The organism is Pseudoclavibacter sp. AY1F1 (genome assembly GCF_002931075.1).
Lineage (GTDB): Bacteria > Actinomycetota > Actinomycetes > Actinomycetales > Microbacteriaceae > Pseudoclavibacter.
On the sequence record NZ_PSTQ01000021.1, the window covers coordinates 14,306 to 38,918 of the forward strand.

Sequence of the window (24,613 nt, forward strand, 5' to 3'; positions counted from 1 at the left end):
GGGACTTGCGCGAGTGAGCGAGAATAGGCCGGTGAGCTCCACCCGAATCCCCGCAGATCCCGCCGCGACCGCACGCGCCCCCTGGCGCCGTCTCGCCGCTCGGGTCCCAGGGAGCCCGGGCCTCACCGCCTTCGCGACCTTCACGTTCTTCACTGCGTTTGCGGGCGACTTCTGGCGGAACCTCCTGACGTGGTACGGCTTCGGCGTCATCGTCGCGATCATCGTCGCCGGGGCCGTCTGGCTCCTCGCCAGCAAGAAGCCGCTGCCGAAGATCATGCATCTGCCGTCCGCGCTGATCGCGTTCGTCGCCTGGTGCGCGCTCTCGATCATCTGGTCCGCGTACCGGCCCGAATCGCTCCTCGGCTTCGGCATCCAACTTGTGACCGCACTTGTGGCGCTCGCCCTCGCGGTCTCCCTCACCAAGCCGCAGTTCCTGCGCGCCTTCAGCGCCGCGATGCGCTGGATTCTCGGCCTCTCGCTGGCGTTCGAGGTCCTGGTCGCCATCTTCTTCCCAGGCGGAGTGCTGCCGCTCGCGCTGCTCATCCCGGGCCAGCTCGAGCGCGTCACCGGCATTCCGGGCGCCACCGCTGAGACGGTGCCGGCCGCGTTCCTCTGGAGCCAGGGGCACATCTTCGCCGGCAGTGCGATCCAGGGCATCCTCGGCAACCGCAACCTACTGGCGATGGCCGCGCTCCTCTGCGTCATCGCAGTCGCCGTTCAGTGGTACGCCAAGCAGATGAAACGCTGGCCGGCCATCACCTGGATCGTGCTCGGCCTCGTCGCGATCCTCCTGTGCAAGTCCGCCACGGTCTTCGTGGGCTGCGCGGTTGTGCTGCTCGCCGTCGCACTCGTGTTCATCGCAAGACCGCTCAGCAACGCCCAACGGTGGGGGATGTACGGGGCCGTCTTCGCGGTCATGCTCGTCGCCGGCTGGGTCGTCCTGCAGTTCAACACGCAGCTCTTCGGGCTCATCAACCGCTCGAGCGACATGTCGGGCCGCGGTGACATCTGGGCGGAGGTCGGCCGCCTCGGCAGCGAGCACTGGCTCACCGGCATGGGGTGGATCAGCTACTGGGCGCCGTGGGTGGAGCCCTTCAAGGGGCTGCTGGTCGTGGACGGAGTGCACTTCCTCCAGGCCCACAACGCCTACCTCGATGTGTGGATGCAGACCGGCCTCATCGGTGCCTTCTTCTTCGTCGGCATCGTGCTGTCCACGCTCATCCGCACGTGGTGGCTCGCGGTCGACCGACCGCAGACCGACGCAAGCGGCCCGCGCGACTTCCCACCGACCGCCATGCTCGCGTTCCTGCTCATGGTCGCGCTCAGCGTGCAGTCGCTGACCGAATCCCGCCTGCTCGTCGAGGGCAACTGGCTCCTGCTCTGCTACCTGGCGATCTACTCGAAGCTGCGCATCCAGGACCTCCCGGCGCTCCCGAGGCGCACCATCTCCACCAAGACCGGCCCGCTTCCCATCATCGAGCGCAACAAGCTCGAAGGGCTCTGACTCAACTTCCCGCCGGGCACCCCGTGCCCGCACCGCACCGCAGATGACGCATCTGCATCCCTCCCACCCCCAAGGAGCGACAGAGCATCGTGACAGCAGCATCCCGCCAGAGCACCTCCGAGCCCATGAGCGGTCGCAAGACCTGGATGGACCTCCTCCGAGGCGGGGCCATCCTGCTCGTGATCCTGTTCCACGCGTCTGCACTGCCCGTCATCCTGATCTTCGTACCCCCGACGGAGTTCATGGCTGACCTCAACACCTTCTTCGGGCCGTACCGGATGAGCATGCTCCTCGTGCTCTCCGGGATGCTGCTCGGCCGCTCCCTCGCGAAGCCGGCCGGCATCTACTACACGAGCAAGGTCAGGACGATCGTCTGGCCCTACCTGCTCTGGGCGCTCATCTACTGGCTCGTCTCCGGGCAGGAGGAGTGGACGGACCCGTCGGCCTGGCTCGCGACGAGCTGGCTCTGGTTCCTGTTCTTCCTCGCCATCTACTACGCGGCGGCGCCGCTGCTTGCGCGCATTCGAGGCCCCTGGTTTGCGATCGTCCCGGTCGTGCTGTGGGCGTCGAGCGTCGTGCTGCCTGACGGGGATCTCACCAACCTCGTCTACTACGGCGGCTTCTTCTTCGCAGGGCACTTCGTCGCGACCTGGCGTTCGGTCTTCTCGCGCTTCGAGACGATTCCGTGGATGCTCGGGCTCCTGGCCATCGCGGTGACCTTCAGCCTGTTGCTCGTGGCTCAGGACCACGCCTACTACTTCGGTCTCGGCAGCCATCTCGGCGTCTCGCACGGGGGCCCTGACGGTCTCGTCGACGCGCTCGACGGCGCCACGATCGACAACCCGACCGGTGAGGTAGCCGGCGCCGACAACGGCACCGTGATCGACCGGCTGTCCGTGCTGTGGATCCCTGTTGTGCTCGCGGGCATCGCTGGCATCATCATGTGGGTCCGCCGTGTCACGGGCGTCCTCGAGGGGCGCGGCGCGGACGCCGCGAAGTGGCTCCAGTACATCGGCCGCAACTCCGTGGTGTTCTACGTCGTCCACTACCCGACGCAGATCTGGATCACCTTCCGCCTCGGTGAGGCTGGCGTCGTCGACTCGAACACCACCTTCTGGGCGTGCACCCTCGGGGCGCTCGCGATGAGCTACCTCGCCTGCTGGCTGCGCCGATTCCGGTTCTTCGACGCGTTCTTCGTCTTCCCGAAGCTGAGGGGCACGCAGACGACAAAACAGAGCGCACCAACGGTATCCGGCTGAGCCGACCTGACCGAGAGGGGTTGACCTGGTCGGGGCCGAGCGGACCCTACCGCTCTAGGAGCCTGGCGCCCCGAGGACGCCGGCGCAGGTGATCTCGAACTTCCGGTAGTCGGGAGCAGTCTCGAACTGGTGCACCGACTCGGGGTCCGCTTCGCAGGCCACCACGGCCTCCCGCCACTGGGGTGTCCACGCTTCACTGGTCGCTCGCGCGGTGCGCACCTCTGGCCACTGCATGGCCACGTAGGCGAACAGCACGATGATGGTCCCAGCTGCGGCGATGCGGCTCAGCACCGGGAGTCGTGGACTCACTCTGGAGACGAACGCCGAGGCGGCGAACGGCAGGCAGGCGAGCGCGAACATTCCCGCGGATGCCCCGTACCGGAGGTCCAGCAGCACAAGCAGCCACTCCTGTCCCTCGATCTCCGAGAACTGGAAGAACCAGAACGGGTTGACGAAGAGGGACCCGCCGAACGTCAACGCGGACACGAGCAGCAGGGTCGAGATCGCAAAGCGCTCCGGGTTCCTGCCGCAGATCAGCGTGATGGCCGCCGCCAGCACGAACGGGATGAGCCCAAGCCACAGGAACGAGGTGCCGTTCTCGGCGAGGTAGACGGCGTTGGCCTTCACGTCACCGTTCCAGATCGGGAGGATGGCGTTGGCGAGCCACCCGACCACCACGTCGGCCAGCACGACGACCTCGTCGGACTCTGTGCCGCGCGGGAAGTTCAGCCAGGTGTACACCTGCGTACCCGCACCGATGATTGCCCCGAGAGCGACGGCGATGTGGGCGAAGCTGCGGTCCCAAATGAGTTTGAGCAGGATGAAGGGCACGATGACGACGGCCTGGAACTCGGTGAGCGTGCAGGCGAGCACCACAACGGCCCAGAAAATCCCCTCGCCGCGTGTGCCTATCCGCGCCACGGCGATCCAGGCGGTCAACCAGAGGCAGTAGGTGTGAATGTTCGCGAGGTCGCCGATGATCTCGCGGCTCAGGAGCGGGACCATGACCGGGACGATGGCCATGAAGAACCGAGCGGGCAGCCACGTCAGGATGCCGCGGGTGAGTCGGAATGTGGCGGCGCCGACGAACCCGGCGAAGAGCACGCACACGATGAAGACCCCGCGGTCGAAGTGCTCGAGGGGAATGGTCTGCACGAGACCGGCCGTGAAGAGGCGCGGAAGGAAATGCTGGTAGCCCGCGTACGGCTGCAGCAGGGATGCGAGGGTTCCGTTCTCGAGCTGCTGCTTGAGGAAGATCGGCCCGTCTTCTGCCCAGATGGCCTGCTGGTCCGTCGGGGCGATCCTGAGCCAGCTGGTCACTGCGACGAGGACGAAGACAGCGACGAGCCAGAAGACCTCGTTGCGGGTCCACGAGGGGAGACCGGCGAGCGCTCTCTCGACCCTGCTCTGTTTCACTGCGTTCTGACCCAAGGCCCCCCCAAGCGTTCGTACGAGACCATGCGACGCCGGGCGCGCACGAGCTCCGAGCCTACTGCTCGCCGCCCCCTCGACCCGAGAGGACGTGCCGATGCCCGGCGGCAAATCGTTGGCTGGGGGCCTCGCGCGTGTGAGCAAGCAGCCGCGCCGATTGCGTTCGAGCGTGCGCCTGCGTTTCCTCTCGGAGCGCTAGTCCCCGACCTCGGGGGCACCGTCGACGGTCGCCATGAGCTGGCGGATGGCCGTGGCGTCACCGTAGATCTCGCGCGAGTCGTACGGACGGTCCGGGAACGCCCCGTACTTCAGGGTGATGTCGAGCCCGTTCTCCATGATGAACCGTTCGACGTGCTCACCCAGCGACACCGATGTTCCGGAGCCGACGTTGATGACACCGGTCACATCGCTCTGGAGCGCGACCGCGGCGATCTGTCGGCCCAACTCGGCGACGTGGATGAAGTCGAAGCGAGCAGCACCCGACGTGAACGGAAATTCCGTCTTGCCTTGGTCTGCCGCTTCGAGCAGCTTCGTGAAGATCGACTTGTTGTTCCGGTCGTCGCCGTAGATGTAGTAGGCACGCAGCCACTGCAGGGCAACCCGATCGCCGAACGCGAGGAGCGAGGATTTCCGCAGCGCGTCCTTGGCGATGCCGTAGAGGGAAAGCGGGTTCGTCGCCGTCTCATCGGTGACGGCCCCTTCGTAGAAGCCGATCTCGTGCATCGAGCCGAGCACGGCGAGGCGCTGCACACCCGCATCCACCGCTGAGGAGAGGAACCTGAAGTGGTCCGAGAGCTTGAGCATGTGCACGGGGGCGTTGTGTGCGAAGCCGGCCTCCCAGGCGAGGTGCACAACTGAGGCGGGTGCCGGGCTGAGCAGCTCGGCGAAATCAGCCCCAGGGGCAAGCAGATCGAACTCGACGACTCGAGCTTCGCTGTTGATCCGAGCGGCACTGCCTGGACGGACAACGGCGGTCACCTCGGCCCCCCGCGCGACCAGCGCGTCGACGACGTGCCTGCCGATGTAGCCGCCGGCCCCGGTCACGAGCACCTGTTCGCTTTGCGTCATCTTCGTCCCTTCACAAGAATCGCCAGTCTAGCCGAGGGGATGCGCGACGCCTCCAGGGCGCGGCGGAGGCGCGCATCGAGAAGGGCCCGCCTCTTCACTCCTACACGGAGTGAAGAGGCGGGCCCTCGGAACCTGCTGATACCTACTCGGCTACCGGTGCTCCGAGCCCCATGATCGAGAAGAGCTCGAGCGAGAGGCGGAACGTCGTCGGAGGTGTCGCCTCAGGCGTGTTCTCGGTCACCGGCTCCTCGTCGGCGGTGGGCGCCGGAGTCTCCGCATCAGCGGCCGCGGTCGGAGACGCGGTGGGAGTCGCCTGGTCGCCTGGTGTCGCCTCGGGCGCAGACGATTCCGGCCTCGACTCGTCCGGAGTGGTCGTCGCCTCCGGAGATGGAGTCTCCGGAACGGTCGTCTCGGTCGGCGTCGCTGTCGCCGTCGGCTCAGCCAGCGTCGGGTCGATGAGCGACAGCTTGCCGTCGATCACGCGGTAGAAGTTGTCATCCGGCCCCTGGACGACGTTGCCGATCGGCTCAGCATCGCTCGCCACGGTGAGCTTGACGCCCACTTCGGGAGCAAGAGGCGTGAAGACGAGCCCGAACGCCTCGGCATCCGCCTGGCTCGAGAACGGAACCAGCTGGCCATCGACTCCGATGTACGGAACGTCACCAACCATGACAGCGGAGGTGTAGAGCGGCGCCGTGTTTCCAGCGAAGGCTTCGAAGTTCGCCGCAGGAACAACCTGGACGCCCGCGACGTCGATTCCGAGCTGCGCCGCGACATCTGGGGACCCGAGCTGAAGCAGCTTCTCGCCGTTGACGATCCACACGCCAGAGCCGGCCTTGTCCGTGATGATGTCGCCAGACTCGAGCGGAACTGCAGGCTCAGCCGTCTCAGTCGGAGTCGGCGTTGCCGTCTCGGTCGGCGTCGGTGTCGCTGATTCGGTCGAGGTCGGCTCAGGCGTCACCGTTGCCGTCGGTTCCGGTGTCGCCGTCGCCGTGGGCTCAGGCGTCACCGTTGCCGTGGGTTCCGGTGTCACCGTTGCCGTCGGTTCCGGTGTCGCTGTGGGCTCAGGCGTCGCCGTTGGCTCGGGCGTCGCCGTGGGCTCAGGCGTCGAGGTCGAGTCTGGCAACGGCCAGCCCGCCGGGGCTCCGAGGAGCGTCGCCCCGCTCGGGATCGCATCCGCGACACTGTCGACGACCTGGAGCGAACCGCGCTCCGGCATGCCCATCGCTTCGCCGATTGCCGGCCAGCCGATGAGACGCTTCTCGCCCTCGATGATGGCGTACCAGCCACCGCTCGCGGTGGTGATGAACTCCGTTGCCGGGTCCTGCGACACACCGATGACGCCGCACAGCTGTGCGCTCAGCGTCTCGCTCTCGAGACCGTACGCGGCCTGGAGCTCTGCACTCAGGTACGGGTGCCCCTGGCCCTCGGCTGCGAGCAGCGTCTGACCGTTGCACACGAACTGCGCGCTGTCGATCGTGAAGTCCCGCTTCGGGATGTTGTCGAACGAGGCCTGCGTCATGGTCGCGGGAGTGCTGCCGAAGCCGTAGGCCGCTGCGAGCTCCTTGTTGGAGATCTTGACGAGGTGCGCGCCGTCGAGGACGTAGAGGTCGTCGCTGCTCGGGGTCTTGAGGAGGGCACCGTTCGTGATGCCGTTGCCGGTCGGAACCTCGGACAGCGTGCCGTTCGCGACGGTGTACACAACTTCGTCGATGCCGCGACGAGACGCTTCCTTCTTGGCGTCGTCCTCGCTGCCGAACTCCACCCGCTCACCGCCGACGACGAGCGAGATCTTGTCGCCGTCTCGTTCCTTGACCAGGTGCGCGCCTGGAGTAGAGCCGAGCTTGCTGAGTCCGGAGAGCGCGTCAGCGGGGACTGGCGTGAAGCGCCCGATCCCGTACGCCGACGGCGAGACCTGGAGCAGGCCTGCGTCGGTGATCAGGTAGGAGGCGCTGCCGTCGGAGATGAGCGATGAATCGAGCGAGCCTGACGGCGTGATCTGTCCGAACGCATCACCGAGCTTCGCCGTCACAGCGAACTCGCTGAGCTTCTGCAGCTCGGGCGATACCTCGTAGCCGCGTGCCTCGTCGCCGAGGACCAGCGTCCGTGACCCATCGAGGGGTGTCACAACTGCGCCCCGCGAGAGTACGGGCTCACCCGCCGGGAGGAAGTCGAGTGCGCCGTCCTTCAGTTTCGTGACTGCAGTGAACAACCCGAAGTCGCGTAGCGCGCTCAGGCTCGAGACCTCGCGCTTGGTCTGGTTCTGCACAAGGAAGACCTGGCCGTTGTCGGTCTGGACGAACGATTCGAGCGTCCAGCCGCCCTCGAACTTCTCGAGCTGCTCCTTCGTGATCTTCGCGATGTTGCCCTGCGTGAAGCCGTAGCTCGCAGCCGTCGTCCAACCGCGTAGCTTCCACCACTTGCCGTCGCTGACATAGACGGGACCGTCCGGCCCCTCGAGGATCTCGCTGACCCATGGGCCCCAAGGAATCCAGGACATCTCCTGAGCAGGGATGGTCTCGACTGCGCCGAGTGCGGCCGTGAAGCTCGCAACGCGATCAGCCGTCACGTGGTAGCGGACACCGTCGGAGAGGAAGTAGACATCGCTTGACCCCTCGGCCTGGATGAGCGCCGGGCGCGCTGCCGTTCCCTGGGCGTCACCGAACCAGTCGGTGTACATGCGCCAGAAGTTGCGGTTGCCGTAGGCCGAGCATCCGTCACCCTCGCCATACATGTTCGAGAGCGCGGCGTTGTTGGGCTGGTACGGCGTGTAGTTGTACAGGCCCGCCGTTGCGTAGTTCGAGATGTAGACGGCGGAGGACCCGCAGGAGAAGTTGGGGTTGTACAGCACGTTGTTCGTGGCGAACGGGATGTGGTTGAAGCTGTAGGGGTTCGCCTTGTAGTACTGGAACTGACGCGCGGCGTTGTAGACCTGGTAGAAGAAGCCGCCGTAGCTGGCGTCGCACGGGGCCGTGTCAGGGCAGCCGAAGCCGGTCGCGGCTGCGAGGCGGCCGAGCGTCGGGCTCGACATCGAGACGAGGCTCTGCTCTTTCTCGAGGAGCACGAGCATCGCCTTGGCGCTGAAGTTGCAGGCCTGTCCGACCTTCGCGATGATGTTCGCGGCCGATTCGCCTCCAGGAGCTCCCGGGTAGGCGGAGCAGTACGAAGTCGCCGGCATCGATGGCGTCGACTGCGTGTAGTTGCGGAGGGCGGTCGAGGAACTCGACCCGTTCTTCGAGACGAGGAACTGCTGGACTTCGGCCGCGGTCATCGCCGAGCCGTCGTAGAAGTTCTCGTCACTGATGATGTTGCCGGGATCAAACGACGAGCCGGCAGCGGACGCCGTTTCTGCGCCGAACTCCTGAGGTGCTACCGCCTGAAAGGCGAGCAAGCCCGCAGCGGCAGCTGCCGCCGTGGCCACTATGGCAATTGTTCTGCGAAACATGAGTTCCCTACGCGTCGAAAACCGAGGAGCCGGTCGGGTCGTACGGAAACGACACGCTCAGCAGTTTCCAAGTATGCACACATGGGCAACAAAAGGCCACAGGCGTCGCACCTTTCACATGAGTCACATATGTCACACCTGACACACCCACCACGGCCCAGATGCCCGTCATTCCAGGGAACCCACTCGGGCCAAGACACGAACGCGGCTCGCGACACGCCGCCAAAGAAATCCAAGCTTTTCCCGCTTCATGCACTAAAGACAAGAAAGCGGCCCCGCTCCTCCGTCGACGAATCGACGCGGGAGCGGGGCCGCGAGGTCAGCGGTACGCGGTAACTACACCGCGTCGTCGGCGCGACGCTCGGCGTACTGCGGCTCAGGAGGACCGGAGACCTCGCCGTTGTCGACGACGTGTCCCCCGAACTTCGAGTCGAGTGTCATGAGCCCCCCGGACTCGAAGGGGGTACCAGGTCCGACGTTGAACGTGACGGCACGCTGCCACGCGTCGATAGTCTGCACGCAGTCGTAGTCCTGAATGGATGCGCTCAGCTGGAAAGCTCCAGGGCGCATCGTGATGCGCGGAATCTCGATGTCGATGGACCCGGTCCCCGGCCCGATGGATTCAGGCACGAAGCCACCATCAAGCCCGTGGTTCCCCCAGACGAAGACACCCTCGACGTGGTCGATGGAGGCGCCGAAGACCGGACGCGGGATGCGTTCGTCGGCCTTGTAGTGCAGGCGGATGACCGCACGGTCTCCCGTGCGGAAGCTCCGGGTGTCGCCGCGATCGTCGGAGAGCAGCTCCATCTTCGTGATCTGCGCCTCCCCCGTGCCGAAGCGCGTGCCGCCTTGCTCGACCTCGACGGCGCCGTGCTCGCGATTCGAGTACTCGTCGATGATGTCTCGTGCGACCCCGACGGCCTGGAGCTCACCGTGGCTGAGCCAGGCGGCCTCGTCGCAGAAGGTGCGCATCTGCTCGAGGCCGTGCGAGACGACGACGACGGTGCGGCCCTCGCGCTTCAGGTCCGCGAACTTCTCCATGCACTTCTCTTGGAACTGCATGTCACCGACGGCAAGGACCTCGTCGACGAGGAGCACATCGGGCTCCACGTGGATCGAGACGGCGAAGCCGAGTCGGACGTACATTCCGGACGAGTAGTTCTTGACGGGCTGATCGATGAACTGCTCGACGCCCGAGAAGTCGACGATGGAGTCGAACTTGCGGTCGATCTCCTGCTTGTTCATGCCGAGGATGGAGCCGTTGAGGTAGACGTTCTCGCGGCCGGAGAGCTCGGGGTGGAAGCCGGAGCCCACCTCGAGCATGGCAGCGAGGCGGCCACGTGTCTCGATCTTCCCCTGGTTGGGGGCGAGGATCTTGGCGATGCACTTCAGCAGCGTCGACTTGCCTGAGCCGTTGTTACCGAGAAGGCCGAAGGTCTTGCCCTCCGGGATCTCGAGCGACACGTCGCGCAGCGCCCAGAAGTCCTCGTACTTGGAGCGGTACCCCTGCAGCACGGTGGCCTTGAGCGACTGGTTCCTGTCATGGTGCACGCGGAACGTCTTCGAGACGTTGTCGACGCGCACGGCTGGCAGTGCTGCCATCAGAGTTCCTCCACGATTCGGTTCTGCTTCGCCCGGAAGACGAGGATGCCGGCGACGAGCATGACTGCCGCCCACGCCGTGATGGTCAGCCAGGTGCCGAGAGATGGGACCGCGAAGTCGTAGAGCACGGAACGGTACGCCTCAAGGAACTGGTGGGCCGGGTTGAGCTCGAAGATCGTCATGAGCGGGATCGGCTGACCGAACAGGTTCCAGCCTTTCTCGGTCAAATCGTCCTGCGCTTTCTGCACAAGCGACGCGGGGAAGACCACACCACTTGCGTAGAACCACACCTGGTTGAAGATCGTCCACAGGTACTGCACGTCGCGGAAGTAGACGACGGCAACCGAGAGCATGAGGCCCAGGCCGAGCACGAACATGGCCGTGAGCGCCACGATCGGGATGAGCAGGAGCACGTAGATGAGGATCTTCGGGCCACCCGCGATACCCATGATCGCGGCGACCACCAGCAGCTCGATCGCGAAGGTCGAGGTGAGGGCGAACACGCTCGAGGTGACAAGTACGTGTCTCGGGAAGTACACCTTCGTGAGCAGCCCGATGTTGGCCATGAGCGCCCCCATGGCTCCCATGACTCCGCCGGAGATGAAGGTCCACGGGATGATGCCGCAGGCCACCCAGAGCGCGTAGTTCTGCAGGCCCGAGTTGGTCCCGGGATCCGGCGAGGCCGTGAAGAGCAGTCCGAAGACGACCGAGAAGATCGCGATCTGCGCGAGCGGGTTCACGAGAGACCAGATGCGCCCGAGCGCGGTCCGGTTGTACTGCGAGCGGATCTCGCGCAGGGTCAAGTTCAGCAGCAGCCCCATCGTGGGGTACCTTGCGCCGAATCGAGCGACCAGGTTCGGCCGCTCTCTGAGCTGGGTCTCTGCTATTTCTGCACCTCTTGATCGATCCACGTACACAACTCGACGATGCCCGCATCCACCATCGTCTGGGGCGACCAGGCGAGCCCCGCACGGGCCTCGTCGATCTCGCACGACGCGTGCCGCACGTCTCCGTTGCGGTAGAGGCCGTTGATGGCGGGCGCCGGCGCCCCGTAGTGCGCGGCGATGAGTTCAGCGAGGCGGAGGATCGACGTGCCCTCCCCCGATCCGATGTCGTACGGCGCCGCCGCTGAGCCCGCAGCCGCGTCCGGGGCCATGAGCGCCCCGGCGATGAGCGCGCGCGCGACGTCATCGATGAACACGAAGTCGCGGACGATCTCGCCGTCCTCGTAGACCGGGATGACCTCACCGGCCTTCGCGCGCTGCGCGAAGAACGAGACAATGCCCGTGTACGGGTTGATGAGCGACTGGCCAGGGCCGTAGACGTTCTGCAGTCGGAACAGCACCGGCGTCACACCCAAGGCCAGGCACCACGACGTGAGGATGTGCTCCTGGGCCAGCTTCGTGGCTCCGTACACGCTTGTCGGGGTCGGCTTGGTGCGCGTGGACGCGAAGGGTAGGGGCGTGAGCCCCGGGAAGTCCCAGACGCCGGACGAGAGCATCGCGTCACTGCGCTGCCCCGGATAGGAGACGTCGCCGTCCTCGTCCTGCCACGCACCTTCGCCGTAGACCGCGCGGCTCGACGTGAGGATGATGCGCTCTGGAAGCGCGTCGGCCCTGACGAAGGCGTCGAGCATCTCCGTCGTACCGACGACATTCGTCGCCGCGTGCCGTGTCGCCTCGGTGAGAGACTGCCCCGTGCCCGTCTCGGCTGCCAGGTGGATGACCACGTCTGGAGCGACACTGGCGAGCAGGGTGTCCCACATGCCGGCATCGGTCACGTCGCCGCGCACGAACTCGACGCGCTCATCGAGGGCAGCAGGTCGCCCCGAAGCCGGATGCACCTGAGGGTGGAGGTTGTCGACCGCGATGACGCGGTCGAAGTGCTCCGGCAGGAGCGCGGAGAGTGCCGTGCCTATGAAGCCCGCACCCCCCGTGACCAGGCAAATGCCCATTTCCACGTCTCTTTCTATCGCTGACACGCCAGCCTAGCTGGCCGCAGTCCGGGTCCAAGGATAACGACAGGGCAACTCGCGGCCCTGAGCGCGCCGCACTACTGGGGCAGGACGGGGACGAAGTTGAGGTGGCGTTCCGTGACCTCGAAGATCACCACGTCCGGCTTGAACGCCGCCGCCTCGCCGAGGACATCCGCCCGAGCGCCCGGCGTATCAACCGAGTGGCGGATCTGCTTGGTGCTCGCGAAACCCGCCTGCCAGCCAGCCGCGATGTTGCTCCCCTGGCTGTCGCGCAGGATCAGCGCCGTGAGCTCGCTCTGCGGACGCTCTGTCACCGTCACCGCAGGGAGCACGATCATGTCGAGCCCCTCGGCCGTGGTTGTGGTCTTGGTGGTTCCGTCCTCGAACGTCACCTCCATGGGTGACGCCGTGGCCTCGAGCGAGGGGATCATCGTCGGCTCGTCGATGGTCGGCAGCCCGAAGGCCTCGAACTCGCTCGGCATGACGATGGGCTCGAGCTCGGTGTAGTCGAGCGGGCCAAGCGGCTCGTATTTGGTGTCGAGCGCGCCGAGGCAGTCGGCGAGTGTCGCCCAGCCGACCGAGCCGCCGAATGCGGTCCAGTGGCTGTTGCGCTTCGCGTAGACATCGCCGTCGACCGCCGCGTCCCGGAGCGGCTGCCTCGTGTCCATGATGGGCAGGTCGGGATACGCGTCGTGCAGGTAGTCCAGGTTCGTCGGGCCGCGGAGCTCCTCGGTCCAGTCGGGCATCTGCTCTGGAACGACGGACCAGTCTGCTGGGACCACCTGGATGATCAGGTCGATCCCCTGTTTCGCGAGCTCCGACTGCACGGTCCGGTAGTAGCTCGCCCAGGCTTCCGCCTCGTCCTGCCCGAGGTAGCTGCGGCCGACGGCCTGCGAGAAGTTGTTCGCCTGCTGGTCACCCCAGAACGCCCACTCATCGTCTCCGTCGACGTAGGAGTACCCGCCTGCTGGCAGCAGGTCCATGTTCTCGAGGTAGGCGGCCTCGCTGGCCTCGACGTTCTCGGCCGACCATGGCTCACCCGGGGCGGGGTCCGTGAGCGTGGGGGCACACACATCCTGCGGGAGGAGGTACTCCCCCGAGACCGCTTCCTGCTCGGGTGGCAGCGCATCCGCCGCCGCCTGCCGCTGCTCGGTGACACGACCGAAGATCACGGCGACGAGTGCGCAGATGACAAGCAGGATGAGCGGTATCAGCCGAACGCGGTGCCAGCGCTGAGCCCACGTCGTGCCGCCATCCTTTGCCTTCGGCTCCTCGAAGCCGCTCTCAGGCCTCAGGCTTCCGGGCCCCGTGCTTGTCATGCGTCGCTCCCGACCTGCTTGGCCTGCTCAGCCCGCTCGGCCCGAACCCGCTTGGCGAAATTGCTCGACGAGTAGTCGACGTTCACGAGACGCCCCTTCACACGGTCGAGCGGTGGTCGACACTTGTCCATCACCCACGTCAACCACCGAGGAGTCCAGTTCTTCAGGCTCATGGCCGGACTCTCGATGACGTGCCATGAGATGTACGCGCAAATGTGAGCGGCGATCGCGATGACCAGGTGGTAGACGAGCCAGCCCGCGTTCTGGAGCCCGAAGTAGGCGCCGAACTGCATGAGCGGCCACGCGAAGATGTAGATGCCGTAGGAGAAGTCGCCGTGCTTCTCCCAGTTGTTCAGCTTCGGCGTGCGGATGGCGAACCACATGAGGAAGTACATGAGGAAGTACTGCCCCCACATGTTCCAGCCGCCGTAGTTGTACGCGAAGAACGCGACGCCGATGGCCAAGACCGCGAGCCTGTCGTCGATCAGGATCTTGTCCCCGAAGAAGGAGAAGAGCATCCCGAACGCGAACGGAGCGAAGAACATCGCGTTGAACGGGTTCGTCAGGAAGGGGCTGATCGACAGCATGTCGACCCAGCCGCTCCACGTCAGCGCGTTCACGACGATGATCCCGACCGCGATGAGGCCGCCGACGAGACGGTTCGAGAGCACTCCGAAGAGCCCGAGGAAGCCGATCATGATGTACGCGCGGAACTCGTACATGAGGGTCCACGCTGACCCGTTCCAGTCGTAGCCGCCGATCGTCGCGAACGGGAGAGTGCCGCCCATCTCCGCGATGTTGCGCTGGCCGAGGTTCAGCCACATGTTGTTGATGAAGTACGTGAACGGCGAATCCGTCGACGCATCCCAGAAGCCCGCCATGCTCCCCGTCTCGCGCTGCCAGGCGATGGGGGCCAGGATGAACGCTGTCGTCAGCAGGGCCAGCCAGAAGGCAGGGAAGATCCGCAGCACGCGGCGCCAGAAGAAGCGGAAGATCGTCGACTTGCCTTGGCGGCTCTTCGTGATCAGGAACCCGGAGAAGAAGAAGAAGCCGGCGACGGCGACGCCACCGAGGGACTGCTCGGTGGAGAGCTGCGACCCAAGGTCGTGACCGCCGTAGAAGCCGGCAAGCGGCCCTGCGTGGGCGAAGATCACGGCGAAGGCGAGCAACCAGCGCAGGAAGCCGATGCTGTTCGCGCGCGGGTTGAACGCCTGTTGAAGCGTAAGCGGCATGTGTGCTTTCGAGGTCAGCTCCCGATTCGGGCGCTACGGATGATGAGATCGATAGTAACTGGCGACGCATCTGGACGCCGCCAGCTCGCCACCACCTAGACGGGGCGCCCGTTCCCCGCCGCGCGCACCTGTCCGTACACCTTCCGCGCAACCGCGTACGCCGGTCGCAGAGCCTGGGCGGAAGCCGGATTCCGATCCTGCACGTACCGCTTGAGCGCGCCGAGCGGCGACGGTGCCGCGCCGGGTCCCCCGCCGAGAACGTCCGTGAGGTACGGAACCTGCTCGATGGCGTGCCCGTACGGGACAAACGACGCCAGCTCCTGCAGCTTGTACTCGAGGAACGTGTGGCTGATCGCGGCCATGCGCGCGTTCATCACCGTGCGGGTGTGGAAGCCCTCGCCGTGTGCCGCATAGCTCACGATGCGTTCGAGCACGTGCGCGAGGGTGCCGTCCTGGTACCCGCTCTCACCCGGGAAGTCGTCCCACGTGAAGCCAGCGTCCACGATCGGCCGCAGCACCTCCCGGCGGGCGATAAACATGGAACCGTACGGCGAGACCGGAGTGGAGTCGTCGAGCGGCGTCGAGACGCCCAGCTGCCTGAGCAGCTTGCCCGCTGGTCCCTTGTTGAGGAACCAGGCATGGCCGAGTGTCGGGTAGCCCATGTGGACGACGGGCGGGAAGACCATGCCGAGCGTGCCGTGTTTCTGGAACAGCGCGAACAGGTTCGCGGCATAGCCCTCGTTCGGGAGGAGGTTTTCGAGCAGATGGCGCTTGAACCACTGGCCCGCGTTCCACCCGTCCTGCACGCTCTTCTTGCCGTGGATCTTGACGATGAACTCGTAGCGCTCGTCAGTGAGCACATCCGCGCATCCCACGAAGAAGGCGGAGATGTCGCGTCCGCGATTCGATTCGACGAGGCGAACCTCGGTGCGCTCCGTCCAGCCGCGGCGGTCGACAGCGGCACGGATCGCCGCCCGCTTGGTCTCGTCGGTCGTCGTGATGAAGAGGTCGACCTCGCCGGGCACCCGTGCGGCGTGATCGATGATCTCGTCGATGAGCTCGTCGTAGTAGAGGTGCACGACGACGGCCGTTCGCCCGAGCTGATCGCGATCGAGGATCTCCCGTCCGTTCTCGTCGCGTTCCTCCAGGTCGGGCAGGATCTCGAGGAGCGAGAAGTTCGTGTGCAGCACGCGCGGCTTCGCGCTCCGCACCACGTTCGACCAGATGAGATCGAGCGGGAACCCCGCCTCCTCGAGCCGATCGGTCACATCGCGGCCGATGATGGCCTGCCTGTCGAGGTAGTCGGGATCGTGGAAGAAGATGCGTCGCTTCAGAATCGGCAGGCGGTCGTCGAGCATGAGCGAGATGTTGTCGAAGATGGGGTGCTGCGACGGGTAGTCACCCGACGGGAACGCCAGCTCGTAGACGAAGCCCAGGCTCGCGAAGTGGCTCGTGAACCGACCCTCGTGGCGATCAATGGAGTCGAAGTAGGACGTGATCATCGGCATGTCCGTCCAGTACGAGCGGTACTCGTCCGACAGGAACATCTCGCGTCGCACGGCGATCCAGTGCGACTGGATGTGGCCGGCCATGCTGCCGACACCGTGATGCGGATGCGGCGTGACGGCCTCGTGGCTCGTGATGCCCCAGAAATCGACGTCCTGTGCGTCCATGCGGTCGAACAGCTCGCTGAACGGGAAGATCGGCCCGAAGAAGGTGTAGTTGAGCAGGATGAGCTCGTCGAACTCGGCGAGACGCTCCCAGCCGAAGTGCTCCTGCGCCTCCTTGTAGCCCCACACGTCGAAGCCCTTGTTCTCGCGCTCGAGGACCGTGTCGGCGACCGTGGCCAGACGCCTCTTGCCCTCGTCGGAGATCGGCGAGTTGGAGACGACCAGAACGTGCTCGACGTGCTCGCGCAGCGCCGAGAGCTTGTGCACCACGTAGTCGTCAACCTGACCCTCTGGGTCGAAGAACAGGTAGAAGGCGACACGCTTCGGCTTCTTGCCGTTGAGTCGCGCGTCGGCCCGCGGCCGACCGGCGGCGATGGGCGGCATCGGTGTGGTGACGGTCTCAGCCCTGACGGCGAGCGCACCTTCGCTGTGCTGCGCGCCCCCGCCGTCCGGCGCCTTGGTGACCTGCCGCTTGCTCAGCGCGATGCGCGTCCCCGCCCGCGCGAGCGTGCCGACGCCGGAAACCAGTTTCTTGCCTGCGCGGAACGTCTTCGCCACGGGACGACCGATTCGCCGTGCACCGTTGACAACGGGCAGCGCGACGGCGGCGATGCCGTGCAGCGCATCCAGCGAGCGGAGCACTTCGACCTGCTGCTGCTCGAGGCGAGCGACCTCCTGGAGGAGCGCGACCTTCGTCACTTCGAGCGCCTCAGCCTGCTTGAGCTGCGCGACCTGCGAGAACTCGCTCGCCTGGCGCCTGGATTCGGCGGAGCTGCGCTCCATGTCATCGAAGAGGCTCGTGACGAGGAGCGACTGACCGAGACCGCCCTCGCCCTCGCCCTGGCACGCTTTGCGTAGGTACCTGTCCCGGATGATCGTGCCGTAGTCGGAGTGCTCATCGGCCGCGATGACGACGCTGTTCCCGTCTGGGCCGAGGGAGGCGAGGCGCTGGTGCCAGAACGCGAGCGACCGACCCCCGATGAAGCCGACCGTGTGCTTGGCCAGGAGCCTGAGCAGGAAGTCCCAGTCGGCCAGCACCGGCAGGGACCCGTCGAACTCGCCGACCTCGAGGTAGGCGCTCCGGCGGAAGAGGAAGGAGATCGGCGGCACCGTGCTGCGACGCATCGTGCCGATGAGCGTGACCGCGTGGCTGTCGTCCGCGAGGACCTCGCGCGACTCCTCGACGACGGAGTCTCCCTCGATGCGCTCGAAGACGACCTCTGTCCTCGTCGCGACCCCAGCATCGTCGGCGTGCTCGTCGAGGTAGGCAACGGTCTTCTCAAGGAAGTCCGGCGCCCAGGTGTCGTCGTCGTCGTGGAGAACGAGGTAGTCGGCGTTCGAGTCTCGGAATCCGTCGTTCATGGCGGCTTCGCGGCCGTTCGACACCTCGTTCGTCACGACGCGCAGGCGGCCGGCGGCTCGCTCCAGGTAGGGCTCGAGCAGCGCGTCCAACGCCGCCTGGTCTCCAGCGTCGTTGACAACCACGAGGTCGAAGTCCTCGAAGGTCTGCGAGAGCACGCTCTCAAGGGCGCGACGAAGGAGAAGCGGGCGGTTCTTCGTGCGCGTGGCGACGGTGACGCGAGCTGTCATGATGGTTCCCCTTCGGTTGCGACCATCTCTCAGACTAGCTGGCGCTCCCGGCTCCGATGGTCACCCTGAACTCGCCGCACCGTGCAGGTCGGATCAGGTGACGGTGACCGTCATCGGGGCGCTGGTGCCACTGCCGGCTGGCCCCTCGTACTGCATGACGGCTTCCCAGTCGCCCGCCTTGATGGCGGGGTCGCGCAGGTTGACGATGCAGCTCGAGGCGCCGTCTGCAGACGTGGGTGCGGACGCCGCCGCCGTCGCGACGAACGTCTCCGGTCCGTTCTTTAGGACGAGGGTGCAGGTGCCGCCAGGCTCGGTCGTCGACACGAGCGCCGCCGCGGAGATGACGCCCTGATCGGGGACCCAGTAGGCGCGACTCAGGGAGACCTGCACTGCGCCGCCCTCAGCTGGCTCGCTGGGCTGCGCGGTTGCGGTCTCCGTCACGGTGACGGTCGGCACCGGCGTTGCCGTCACGATGAGCGTCTCCGGCACGGCGACCTCGGTCGCCTGCGGCAGGGTCGTGACGGGAACCGTGTTGTCCGGCGGGGCCTGCTGCCCGAGCGGGTTCATGAGCACGAACACGATCGCCGCGATCGCGACGGCCGCGGCGATGAGGAGGCCGATGATCAGCCCCCGGCCGGTGCCACGGCGCTCGGCCTGGCTTTCCAGCTCCTCGAGCTCGTCAGGGTCGTACTGCCCGCCGAGCGGCGTCTCGCCGTTGCTCATCTGCCACCTCCAGTCGCAGACACGGTACCCGGCGCAGGTTGGCGCCGACCTGTGCCGCGCCGCGAAGCCCTGTGCCGCGCCGCGAAGCTGGGTCACGGATGCAGGTCAGCGGATGCGGGCCAGCAGCCCTTTCGCATCCGCGGCGAGGCGGCGCAGCGGCTCCTCGAGCGCTGGCGCCCGCCGGAAGACCCACGCCGCGACGCGTTCGATGGCGCTTCCGCCGGGACGTCGGGCACGGGCGAGCCGGTGCGGCGCGCGCACGTCGGGGCCGAACTCCGCGACGAGATCTTCGAACTTGGCGGCCAGCAGTGCGTAGTCGCTCGCGAGCCCGTCAGCGGTCTCCGCCTCCGAGACGGCGAACCCTGCGTCGAAGACGAGCCTGCTCGCGAGCAGGTCGAGCAGCCTCGGCAGCTCGCCGTCTGGGTAGCGGGCCTGGAGGGCCGAGAACCCAGCAACGTCCAGCGCCGTGGCAAGCGGGCGGAGCGCATCCACTCGATACGCCGCGAAGCCCGCGTACGGCGCGACGGGCGCGTTGACGTCGAGGGGCGCGTCGACGCCAAGCAAGGCGGCGAGCGACGCAGCCCCGGCGCGAGCACCGCGCCAGCCATCGGCAAGCAGCCCGGTGCCGATCGGCGGTGTGACGGGCACGACCATGCCGAGCCTGGGATGGTCGGCGAACTCCCACGCGAGGGGCTCGGCGCGCTCGAAGATCACACGTCTGCCGCGCTGGCCGGCGAGCAGGGACGCGCTGGCCGGCATCGAGTTCAGCGCGTCGAATGCCGTCGACTCCACGAGCACGAGGTCGGCTTCGAGGATGCGTGCGTCACCGTCGACCAGCCTGCGCCAGAAATCGCCGCGGACGATGCGGACGTGAAGGCCCGAGATCGTCGCAGACTCGTCGCCGCTCACCTTGTCGCGAACCCACTCGTGCGTGACGGCAGTGGATGCGCGTCGCAGCACCCGAGGCCCGGCACCAACCCCGCCAGCGAGCACGCGGCTCGGCGCGAACCTGGCAGTGCCATCGACGAGCACATCGACGGGGAACCCGCGGCGCTCCAACTCGAGCGCCACGTCGCGGGCCGACACGCCCCGATGATCGAGCTCGACGGGGTCGTGGAAGAAGAGGCGACGCTTGACAAGAGGGGCCCCGGCTTCGAGCAGCAGCAATGGAGTCTCAAGGCTCGCGTTGGCGACGGGCACCCCGTCGACTCGGAAGTTGCCGGCAGGGAACTGCGCGCCGACCGAGAAGCCACGCTCCGCGAAGAACGGCGAGAAGCGCGCCTCGTGGTGGCGCACCGAACCGTCGTACGACCGGATCTCCGGCATCGACGACCAGTACTCGGCCCAGGCCTCGCTTGTCACCACGGCTCGCCTGACCGCGATCCAGTGCGACTGCAGGTGGGCGGGCAGGGTGCCGCGCCGGGTGTACGGGTCCGGGGTGAGCTCGCCGTGCTCGGTGACGCCCCACACGTCGTGACCGGACGCATCAGCCCACGTGAAGGTCTCAGCGAAGTCGCCGACTGGTCCGAAGAAGGTGTAGTTGGCGAGCACAACCTCGTCGAAGCTCGCCAGCCGTTCGGCGCCGATCTCCTCGAGCGCGGCTCGGTAGCCGCCAACGTCGAAGCCCTCGTTCGGGCGTTCGAAGACCGAATCAGCGACAGCCTCGAGCGAGTTGCGCGAGTCCACGGTGACCGAGCCGTTCACCACGACGAAGAGCTCGCTCGCGTGCGGGCGCAGCCCCCGCAGCGCACGCAGCACGCCGGAGTCGGCGCGGCCCGCCCTGTCGAAGACGAGGAAGATGACAAGTCGATTCATAGTGCCGGGCGGCCGAAGCGGCCGACTCCTCCCCTGATCGCGTGCAGACTCGTGCCAAGCTAGCACCACAGCGCACCAGACCCAGGAGAGCAGATGCCAGCTTCGCGACTCGTCGCCGAACGCCGACCAGAGGATGCCCGCGAGCAGCAGCTCGGAGACGCCGCCGTGACCGCCGTCGTGTGCACCTACAACGGCGAGAGGTTCCTCGAGCAGCAGCTGCTCAGCATTCTGTCGCAGAGCCACCCGGTCGCTGAGGTCATCGTCTCCGACGACGCCTCGCAGGACGGGACCGTCGAGCTCGCACGCCGCGTGCTCGAAGCCTCAGACCGGGCCTATCGCATCTACACGCGAGACGAGCCGCTCCGCGTGAGCGGGAACTTCGAATTCGCGCTCGGCGAGGCTCGAACCGACTACCTCGCGACGAGCGACCAGGACGACGTCTGGCACCCCAAGAAGGTCGAGCACCTCCTCGCAGCCCTCGTCGGCGACGACCAGGCCCTCCTCGCCCATTCCGACGCGCTCCTCGTCGACGAAGACGGCGAACCCATCGGCGGCACCCTCCTCGACTCGCTCGAGATCACGGAGACCGAGTGGCGCGACTACAACAACGGGCGGCAGCTCGAGGCCCTCACCGCCCGCAACTTCGTGACCGGCGCGACCATGATGCTGCGCGCATCCCTCGTCTTCCGGGCAGGCAACGCGCCAGCCCCGTGGATCCACGACGAGTGGCTCGCGACGACCGCCGCCCTCGTCAACGGGCTGCGAGTCGTTCGGGAGCCCCTCATCGACTACCGCCAGCACGGCGGCAACCAGATCGGGCAGACCGCACCCACCCTGCAGGTCAAGATCGCGCAGGCGACCAAGGACGGCTCCGCCGACCAGCTGCGCCGCTATCGCCGCGCGGTAGCCCTCCTCAAGCGGGTCAGCGAGCTCGGCGGCACACCGGAGCAGGAGGCGCACGTTCGGCGGAAGGTCGCCCACGAACGACAGCGGCTCCAGCTACCGACCTCACGCATCCGCCGCATCCCCCGTGTCATCAAGTGGACGCTGCGCGGACGCTACGGAACCTACTCGCGGGGCAGCTACGACATCGCGCGCGACCTCTTCCAGTCGCTCGAGGAACGCGACAAGGGCTGAGGCCGGGCAGCCCAAACGTCCGGCCACACAGACCAAACGACGAAGGCCGTGACTCGATCGAGTCACGGCCTTCGTCGCAGCTTGGGGGGCTCGCTACGCGAGGAGTCCCTGCATGTAGCGTCCGTATCCGCTCTTCTGGAGCGGCTTCGCGAGGTTCGCGAACTCGAGGTCGTTGATCCACCCGGCACGCCAGGCGATCTCCTCGATGCAGCCGATCTTGAAGCCCTGACGGTCCTCGATGACGCGCACGTACTCGCTCGCCTGCATCATCGACTCGAACGTGCCCGTGTCGAGCCACGCCGTGCCACGGTCGAGGACCTGCACCTGGAGCTTGCCCGCGTCCAGGTACGCCGAGTTGACGCTCGAGATCTCCAGCTCGCCGCGAGCTGAAGGCTCGACGCTCTTCGCGATCTCGACAACGTCGTTGTCGTAGAAGTAGAGGCCGGGCACCGCGTAGTTCGACTTCGGCACCTCCGGCTTCTCCTCGATCGACACGGCCTTGTTGTCCTCGTCGAACTCAACGACGCCATACGCGACCGGGTTCGACACGTGGTACGCGAAGATCAGGCCACCGTCGAGCACGTTGTTGCCGCGCAGCGACGAGCCGAGGCCCGATCCGTGGAAGATGTTGTCGCCGAGCACCAACGCGACCGAGTCGTCCCCGATGAACTCCTCACCGATGATGAACGCCTGAGCGAGCCCGTCCGGGGAGGGCTGCACGGCGTACTCGATGCGCATCCCGAACTGCGAGCCGTCGCCGAGCAAGGCCCGGAACTGGTCGTTGTACTCGGGGGTCGTGATGATCAGCACCTCGCGGATGTCCGCCATCATGAGCGTCGACAGCGGGTAGTAGATCATCGGCTTGTCGTAGATGGGCATGAGCTGCTTCGAGATGCCCTTGGTGATCGGCCACAGACGCGTGCCAGACCCGCCAGCGAGAATGATTCCCTTCACGGCTACGCACCCGCCTTCGCGCTGAGCTCCGCGTAGTAGGCGCGGGCCTCTTCCCAGCTGGGGAGGAGACCGGATGCGGCCGCCTCGGCCAGCGAGGGAGCATCCGTGTCCTTCGGGGAGAGCAGCAGTTCGCCGGCTTCCTCCGGGAAGCGCAGGTCGACGTCCTTGTCGAGCGGGTTGATGCCGTGCTCACGCTCTGCGTGATAAGTGTCGGTGACCAGGTAGCTCACCGTCGCGTCGTCAGTCAGCGCGACGAACGCGTGCCCGAGGCCCTCCGACAGGTAGATGGCCTTGCGGTCGACGTCATCAAGACGCACCGAGTCCCACTCGCCGAACTTCGGCGAGCCCGTGCGGATGTCGATGACGAAGTCGAGGACAGCGCCGTGCGTGCACGTCACGTACTTGGACTGGCTCGGCGGAATGTCCGCGAAGTGGATGCCACGGACGACGCCGCGCGTCGACACCGAGGTGTTCGCCTGCTTGAGGTCGATCGAGTGTCCGACAGCTTCTGCGAGCTTATCGAAGCGGTACCACTCCAGGAACACGCCACGGTCATCGCCGAACTGCTTCGGCGTGATCTCGTAACTGTCTGGGATGCTGAGTTCGCGAATCTCCATGCCGAGGAGTCTAGTGCGGCGAGGAATGCGAACGCTCTCCGACCCACTCAGCCATACTTGATGGCTGGCGAAGCCTCGCCGCGAGCGGCTCGCACCGAGAGTCCTCGCACAGAGAGTAAGGAACGACGGGATGCACACACAGGCAGAGCCGCGCATGCTGCCGCGCGTCGCCGTCCTCCTCGCGACGCACATGGGCAGGACCTACCTCGACGAGCAGATCGACTCGATTCTCAATCAGGCTGGCGCCGACCTCCACGTGTACGTCTCCGACGACGGATCGACCGACGGCACCCTCGAGCTCCTCGCCAAGCGAGCGGAAGCCGACGCGCGCATCACGATCCTGCCACCTGAGACGTTCGGCGCCCCGGCACCGAACTTCTTCCGCCTGCTCACGACGATCCCCATCGCTGAGTACGACTTCATTGGCTTCGCCGACCAGGACGACGTGTGGATGCCGGCCAAGCTCGAGCGCCACATCCGGATGCTCACGGAGGGCCGCGCAGACGGCATCTCCTCGAACGTGACCGCGTTCTCCGAGGACGGCACGCGCATCCTCATCAAGAAGGACTACCCGCAGCGCCTCGCCGATCACCTCTTCGAGACGCCTGGCCCTGGCTCGACGTTCCTCCTGACCCAGCGCTTCGCTCGCCTCGTCGCCGAGCAGCTCGACAACCCCGACTCCCCCGCCCGCGAGGCCTTCGCGCACGACTGGCTGATCTACGCACTCGCCCGCTCCGCCGGTCTGCGCTGGACCATCGACGGCGAGTCAACCGTCGACTACCGCCAGCACGTGGCCAACGCGGTCGGCGCCAACACCGGCCTCACCCAGGCTTGGAAGCGCCTCAGGCTCACCTCCAACCGCTGGCACCGTGGGCAGGTGCAGCTGACCGTCGAGGCGTGCATCCACGTCGCCTCCCCGGAGGAGCTGCCGCGACTGCAGTGGCTGCACGAGGTCCTCGCGGAATTCACTTATCGGGATGCGCTGCGGCTCGTGCGTCGCTGGCGCCAGCTCCGGCGCCGGCCCCGCGATCGCGCCGCCCTCGCCACGCTCATCACCGCGCGACTGTGGTAGCGCGGCGGAGGGCCGCGCTAGAGTAGCTCCGACCGCGCGCGGGTCACCCCGCGCCGCTCGAACCACACAACCATCGGCAAATTTCCATCGGCACAGCCCGGCCGACGATTGAACAGGACAGGTATGAAACTTCTCGTGACCGGCGGGGCCGGCTTCATCGGCTCGAACTTCGTGCGCCGCGCGCTCCAGGACCAGTACGA

The 24,613-nt window shown here is 66.5% G+C and carries 18 protein-coding genes; 5 read left to right on the top strand and 13 right to left on the bottom strand.

The window, feature by feature from the left end:
* Window positions 1-31 precede the first annotated feature (31 nt).
* On the top strand, window positions 32-1,504 hold the full coding sequence (locus C5B85_RS18405) for an O-antigen ligase (RefSeq protein ID WP_104287467.1): 1,473 nt from the start codon (window positions 32-34) through the stop codon (window positions 1,502-1,504).
* Between the two features lie 89 nt (window positions 1,505-1,593).
* Window positions 1,594-2,763 (top strand): acyltransferase, encoded by a 1,170-nt coding sequence (locus tag C5B85_RS18410; protein WP_104287468.1) that lies wholly within the window; start codon window positions 1,594-1,596, stop codon window positions 2,761-2,763.
* A gap of 54 nt (window positions 2,764-2,817) precedes the next feature.
* On the opposite strand, the gene C5B85_RS18415 is transcribed toward C5B85_RS18410, so the two are convergent.
* The 11 genes from C5B85_RS18415 to C5B85_RS18465 all read right to left on the bottom strand — a co-directional run bounded on the left by C5B85_RS18415 (window position 2,818) and on the right by C5B85_RS18465 (window position 20,633).
* A complete protein-coding gene (locus C5B85_RS18415; protein ID WP_146078029.1) occupies window positions 2,818-4,179 on the bottom strand; it encodes a hypothetical protein in 1,362 nt (453 codons plus the stop codon).
* A 210-nt stretch (window positions 4,180-4,389) separates the two neighbouring features.
* Window positions 4,390-5,262 carry an NAD(P)-dependent oxidoreductase gene (locus tag C5B85_RS18420; RefSeq protein ID WP_104287470.1) on the bottom strand — a complete coding sequence of 291 codons (873 nt, stop codon included), beginning with the start codon at window positions 5,260-5,262 and terminating at the stop codon, window positions 4,390-4,392.
* Between the two features lie 142 nt (window positions 5,263-5,404).
* On the bottom strand, window positions 5,405-8,683 hold the full coding sequence (locus C5B85_RS18425) for a hypothetical protein (protein WP_104287471.1): 3,279 nt from the start codon (window positions 8,681-8,683) through the stop codon (window positions 5,405-5,407).
* 360 nt (window positions 8,684-9,043) lie between these two features.
* Window positions 9,044-10,309 (bottom strand): ABC transporter ATP-binding protein, encoded by a 1,266-nt coding sequence (locus C5B85_RS18430; RefSeq protein WP_104287472.1) that lies wholly within the window; start codon window positions 10,307-10,309, stop codon window positions 9,044-9,046.
* Window positions 10,309-11,130, bottom strand: a complete 822-nt coding sequence (locus C5B85_RS18435) for an ABC transporter permease (protein WP_104287473.1) — start codon at window positions 11,128-11,130, stop codon at window positions 10,309-10,311. Before C5B85_RS18435 ends, C5B85_RS18430 begins: the two co-directional genes overlap by 1 nt.
* 62 nt (window positions 11,131-11,192) lie before the next feature.
* Entirely contained in the window at window positions 11,193-12,263 is a 1,071-nt protein-coding gene (locus C5B85_RS18440) for an NAD(P)-dependent oxidoreductase (RefSeq protein ID WP_104287474.1), read from the bottom strand.
* A gap of 98 nt (window positions 12,264-12,361) precedes the next feature.
* Window positions 12,362-13,603 carry a hypothetical protein gene (locus tag C5B85_RS18445; RefSeq protein WP_104287475.1) on the bottom strand — a complete coding sequence of 414 codons (1,242 nt, stop codon included), beginning with the start codon at window positions 13,601-13,603 and terminating at the stop codon, window positions 12,362-12,364.
* On the bottom strand, window positions 13,600-14,835 hold the full coding sequence (locus C5B85_RS18450; RefSeq protein ID WP_104287476.1) for an acyltransferase: 1,236 nt from the start codon (window positions 14,833-14,835) through the stop codon (window positions 13,600-13,602). Before C5B85_RS18450 ends, C5B85_RS18445 begins: the two co-directional genes overlap by 4 nt.
* 95 nt (window positions 14,836-14,930) lie before the next feature.
* Complete coding sequence (locus tag C5B85_RS18455) at window positions 14,931-18,095, bottom strand: rhamnan synthesis F family protein (protein ID WP_104287477.1); 3,165 nt, start codon at window positions 18,093-18,095, stop codon at window positions 14,931-14,933.
* Between the two features lie 93 nt (window positions 18,096-18,188).
* Window positions 18,189-18,818, bottom strand: a complete 630-nt coding sequence (locus C5B85_RS18460; protein ID WP_104287478.1) for a hypothetical protein — start codon at window positions 18,816-18,818, stop codon at window positions 18,189-18,191.
* A 105-nt stretch (window positions 18,819-18,923) separates the two neighbouring features.
* Window positions 18,924-20,633 (bottom strand): rhamnan synthesis F family protein, encoded by a 1,710-nt coding sequence (locus C5B85_RS18465; RefSeq protein ID WP_104287479.1) that lies wholly within the window; start codon window positions 20,631-20,633, stop codon window positions 18,924-18,926.
* Window positions 20,634-20,726: 93 nt separating this feature from the next.
* Between C5B85_RS18465 and C5B85_RS18470 the strand changes: the two genes are divergently transcribed.
* Entirely contained in the window at window positions 20,727-21,770 is a 1,044-nt protein-coding gene (locus C5B85_RS18470; RefSeq protein WP_104287480.1) for a glycosyltransferase family 2 protein, read from the top strand.
* 93 nt (window positions 21,771-21,863) lie between these two features.
* Here the strand turns inward: C5B85_RS18470 and rfbA are convergent, their stop codons facing one another.
* Both rfbA and C5B85_RS18480 read right to left on the bottom strand, forming a co-directional pair.
* A complete protein-coding gene (rfbA, locus tag C5B85_RS18475; protein ID WP_104286480.1) occupies window positions 21,864-22,724 on the bottom strand; it encodes a glucose-1-phosphate thymidylyltransferase RfbA in 861 nt (286 codons plus the stop codon).
* Window positions 22,725-22,726: 2 nt separating this feature from the next.
* Window positions 22,727-23,341: a dTDP-4-dehydrorhamnose 3,5-epimerase family protein gene (locus C5B85_RS18480; protein ID WP_104287481.1), complete on the bottom strand. Its 615-nt coding sequence runs from the start codon at window positions 23,339-23,341 to the stop codon at window positions 22,727-22,729.
* Between the two features lie 130 nt (window positions 23,342-23,471).
* On the opposite strand from C5B85_RS18480, the gene C5B85_RS18485 reads away from it, so the two are divergent.
* Window positions 23,472-24,413 (top strand): glycosyltransferase, encoded by a 942-nt coding sequence (locus C5B85_RS18485; RefSeq protein ID WP_104287482.1) that lies wholly within the window; start codon window positions 23,472-23,474, stop codon window positions 24,411-24,413.
* 123 nt (window positions 24,414-24,536) lie between these two features.
* On the top strand, window positions 24,537-24,613 hold a 77-nt coding region (locus C5B85_RS19725), incomplete at its 3' end, for an NAD-dependent epimerase/dehydratase family protein (RefSeq protein WP_146078030.1).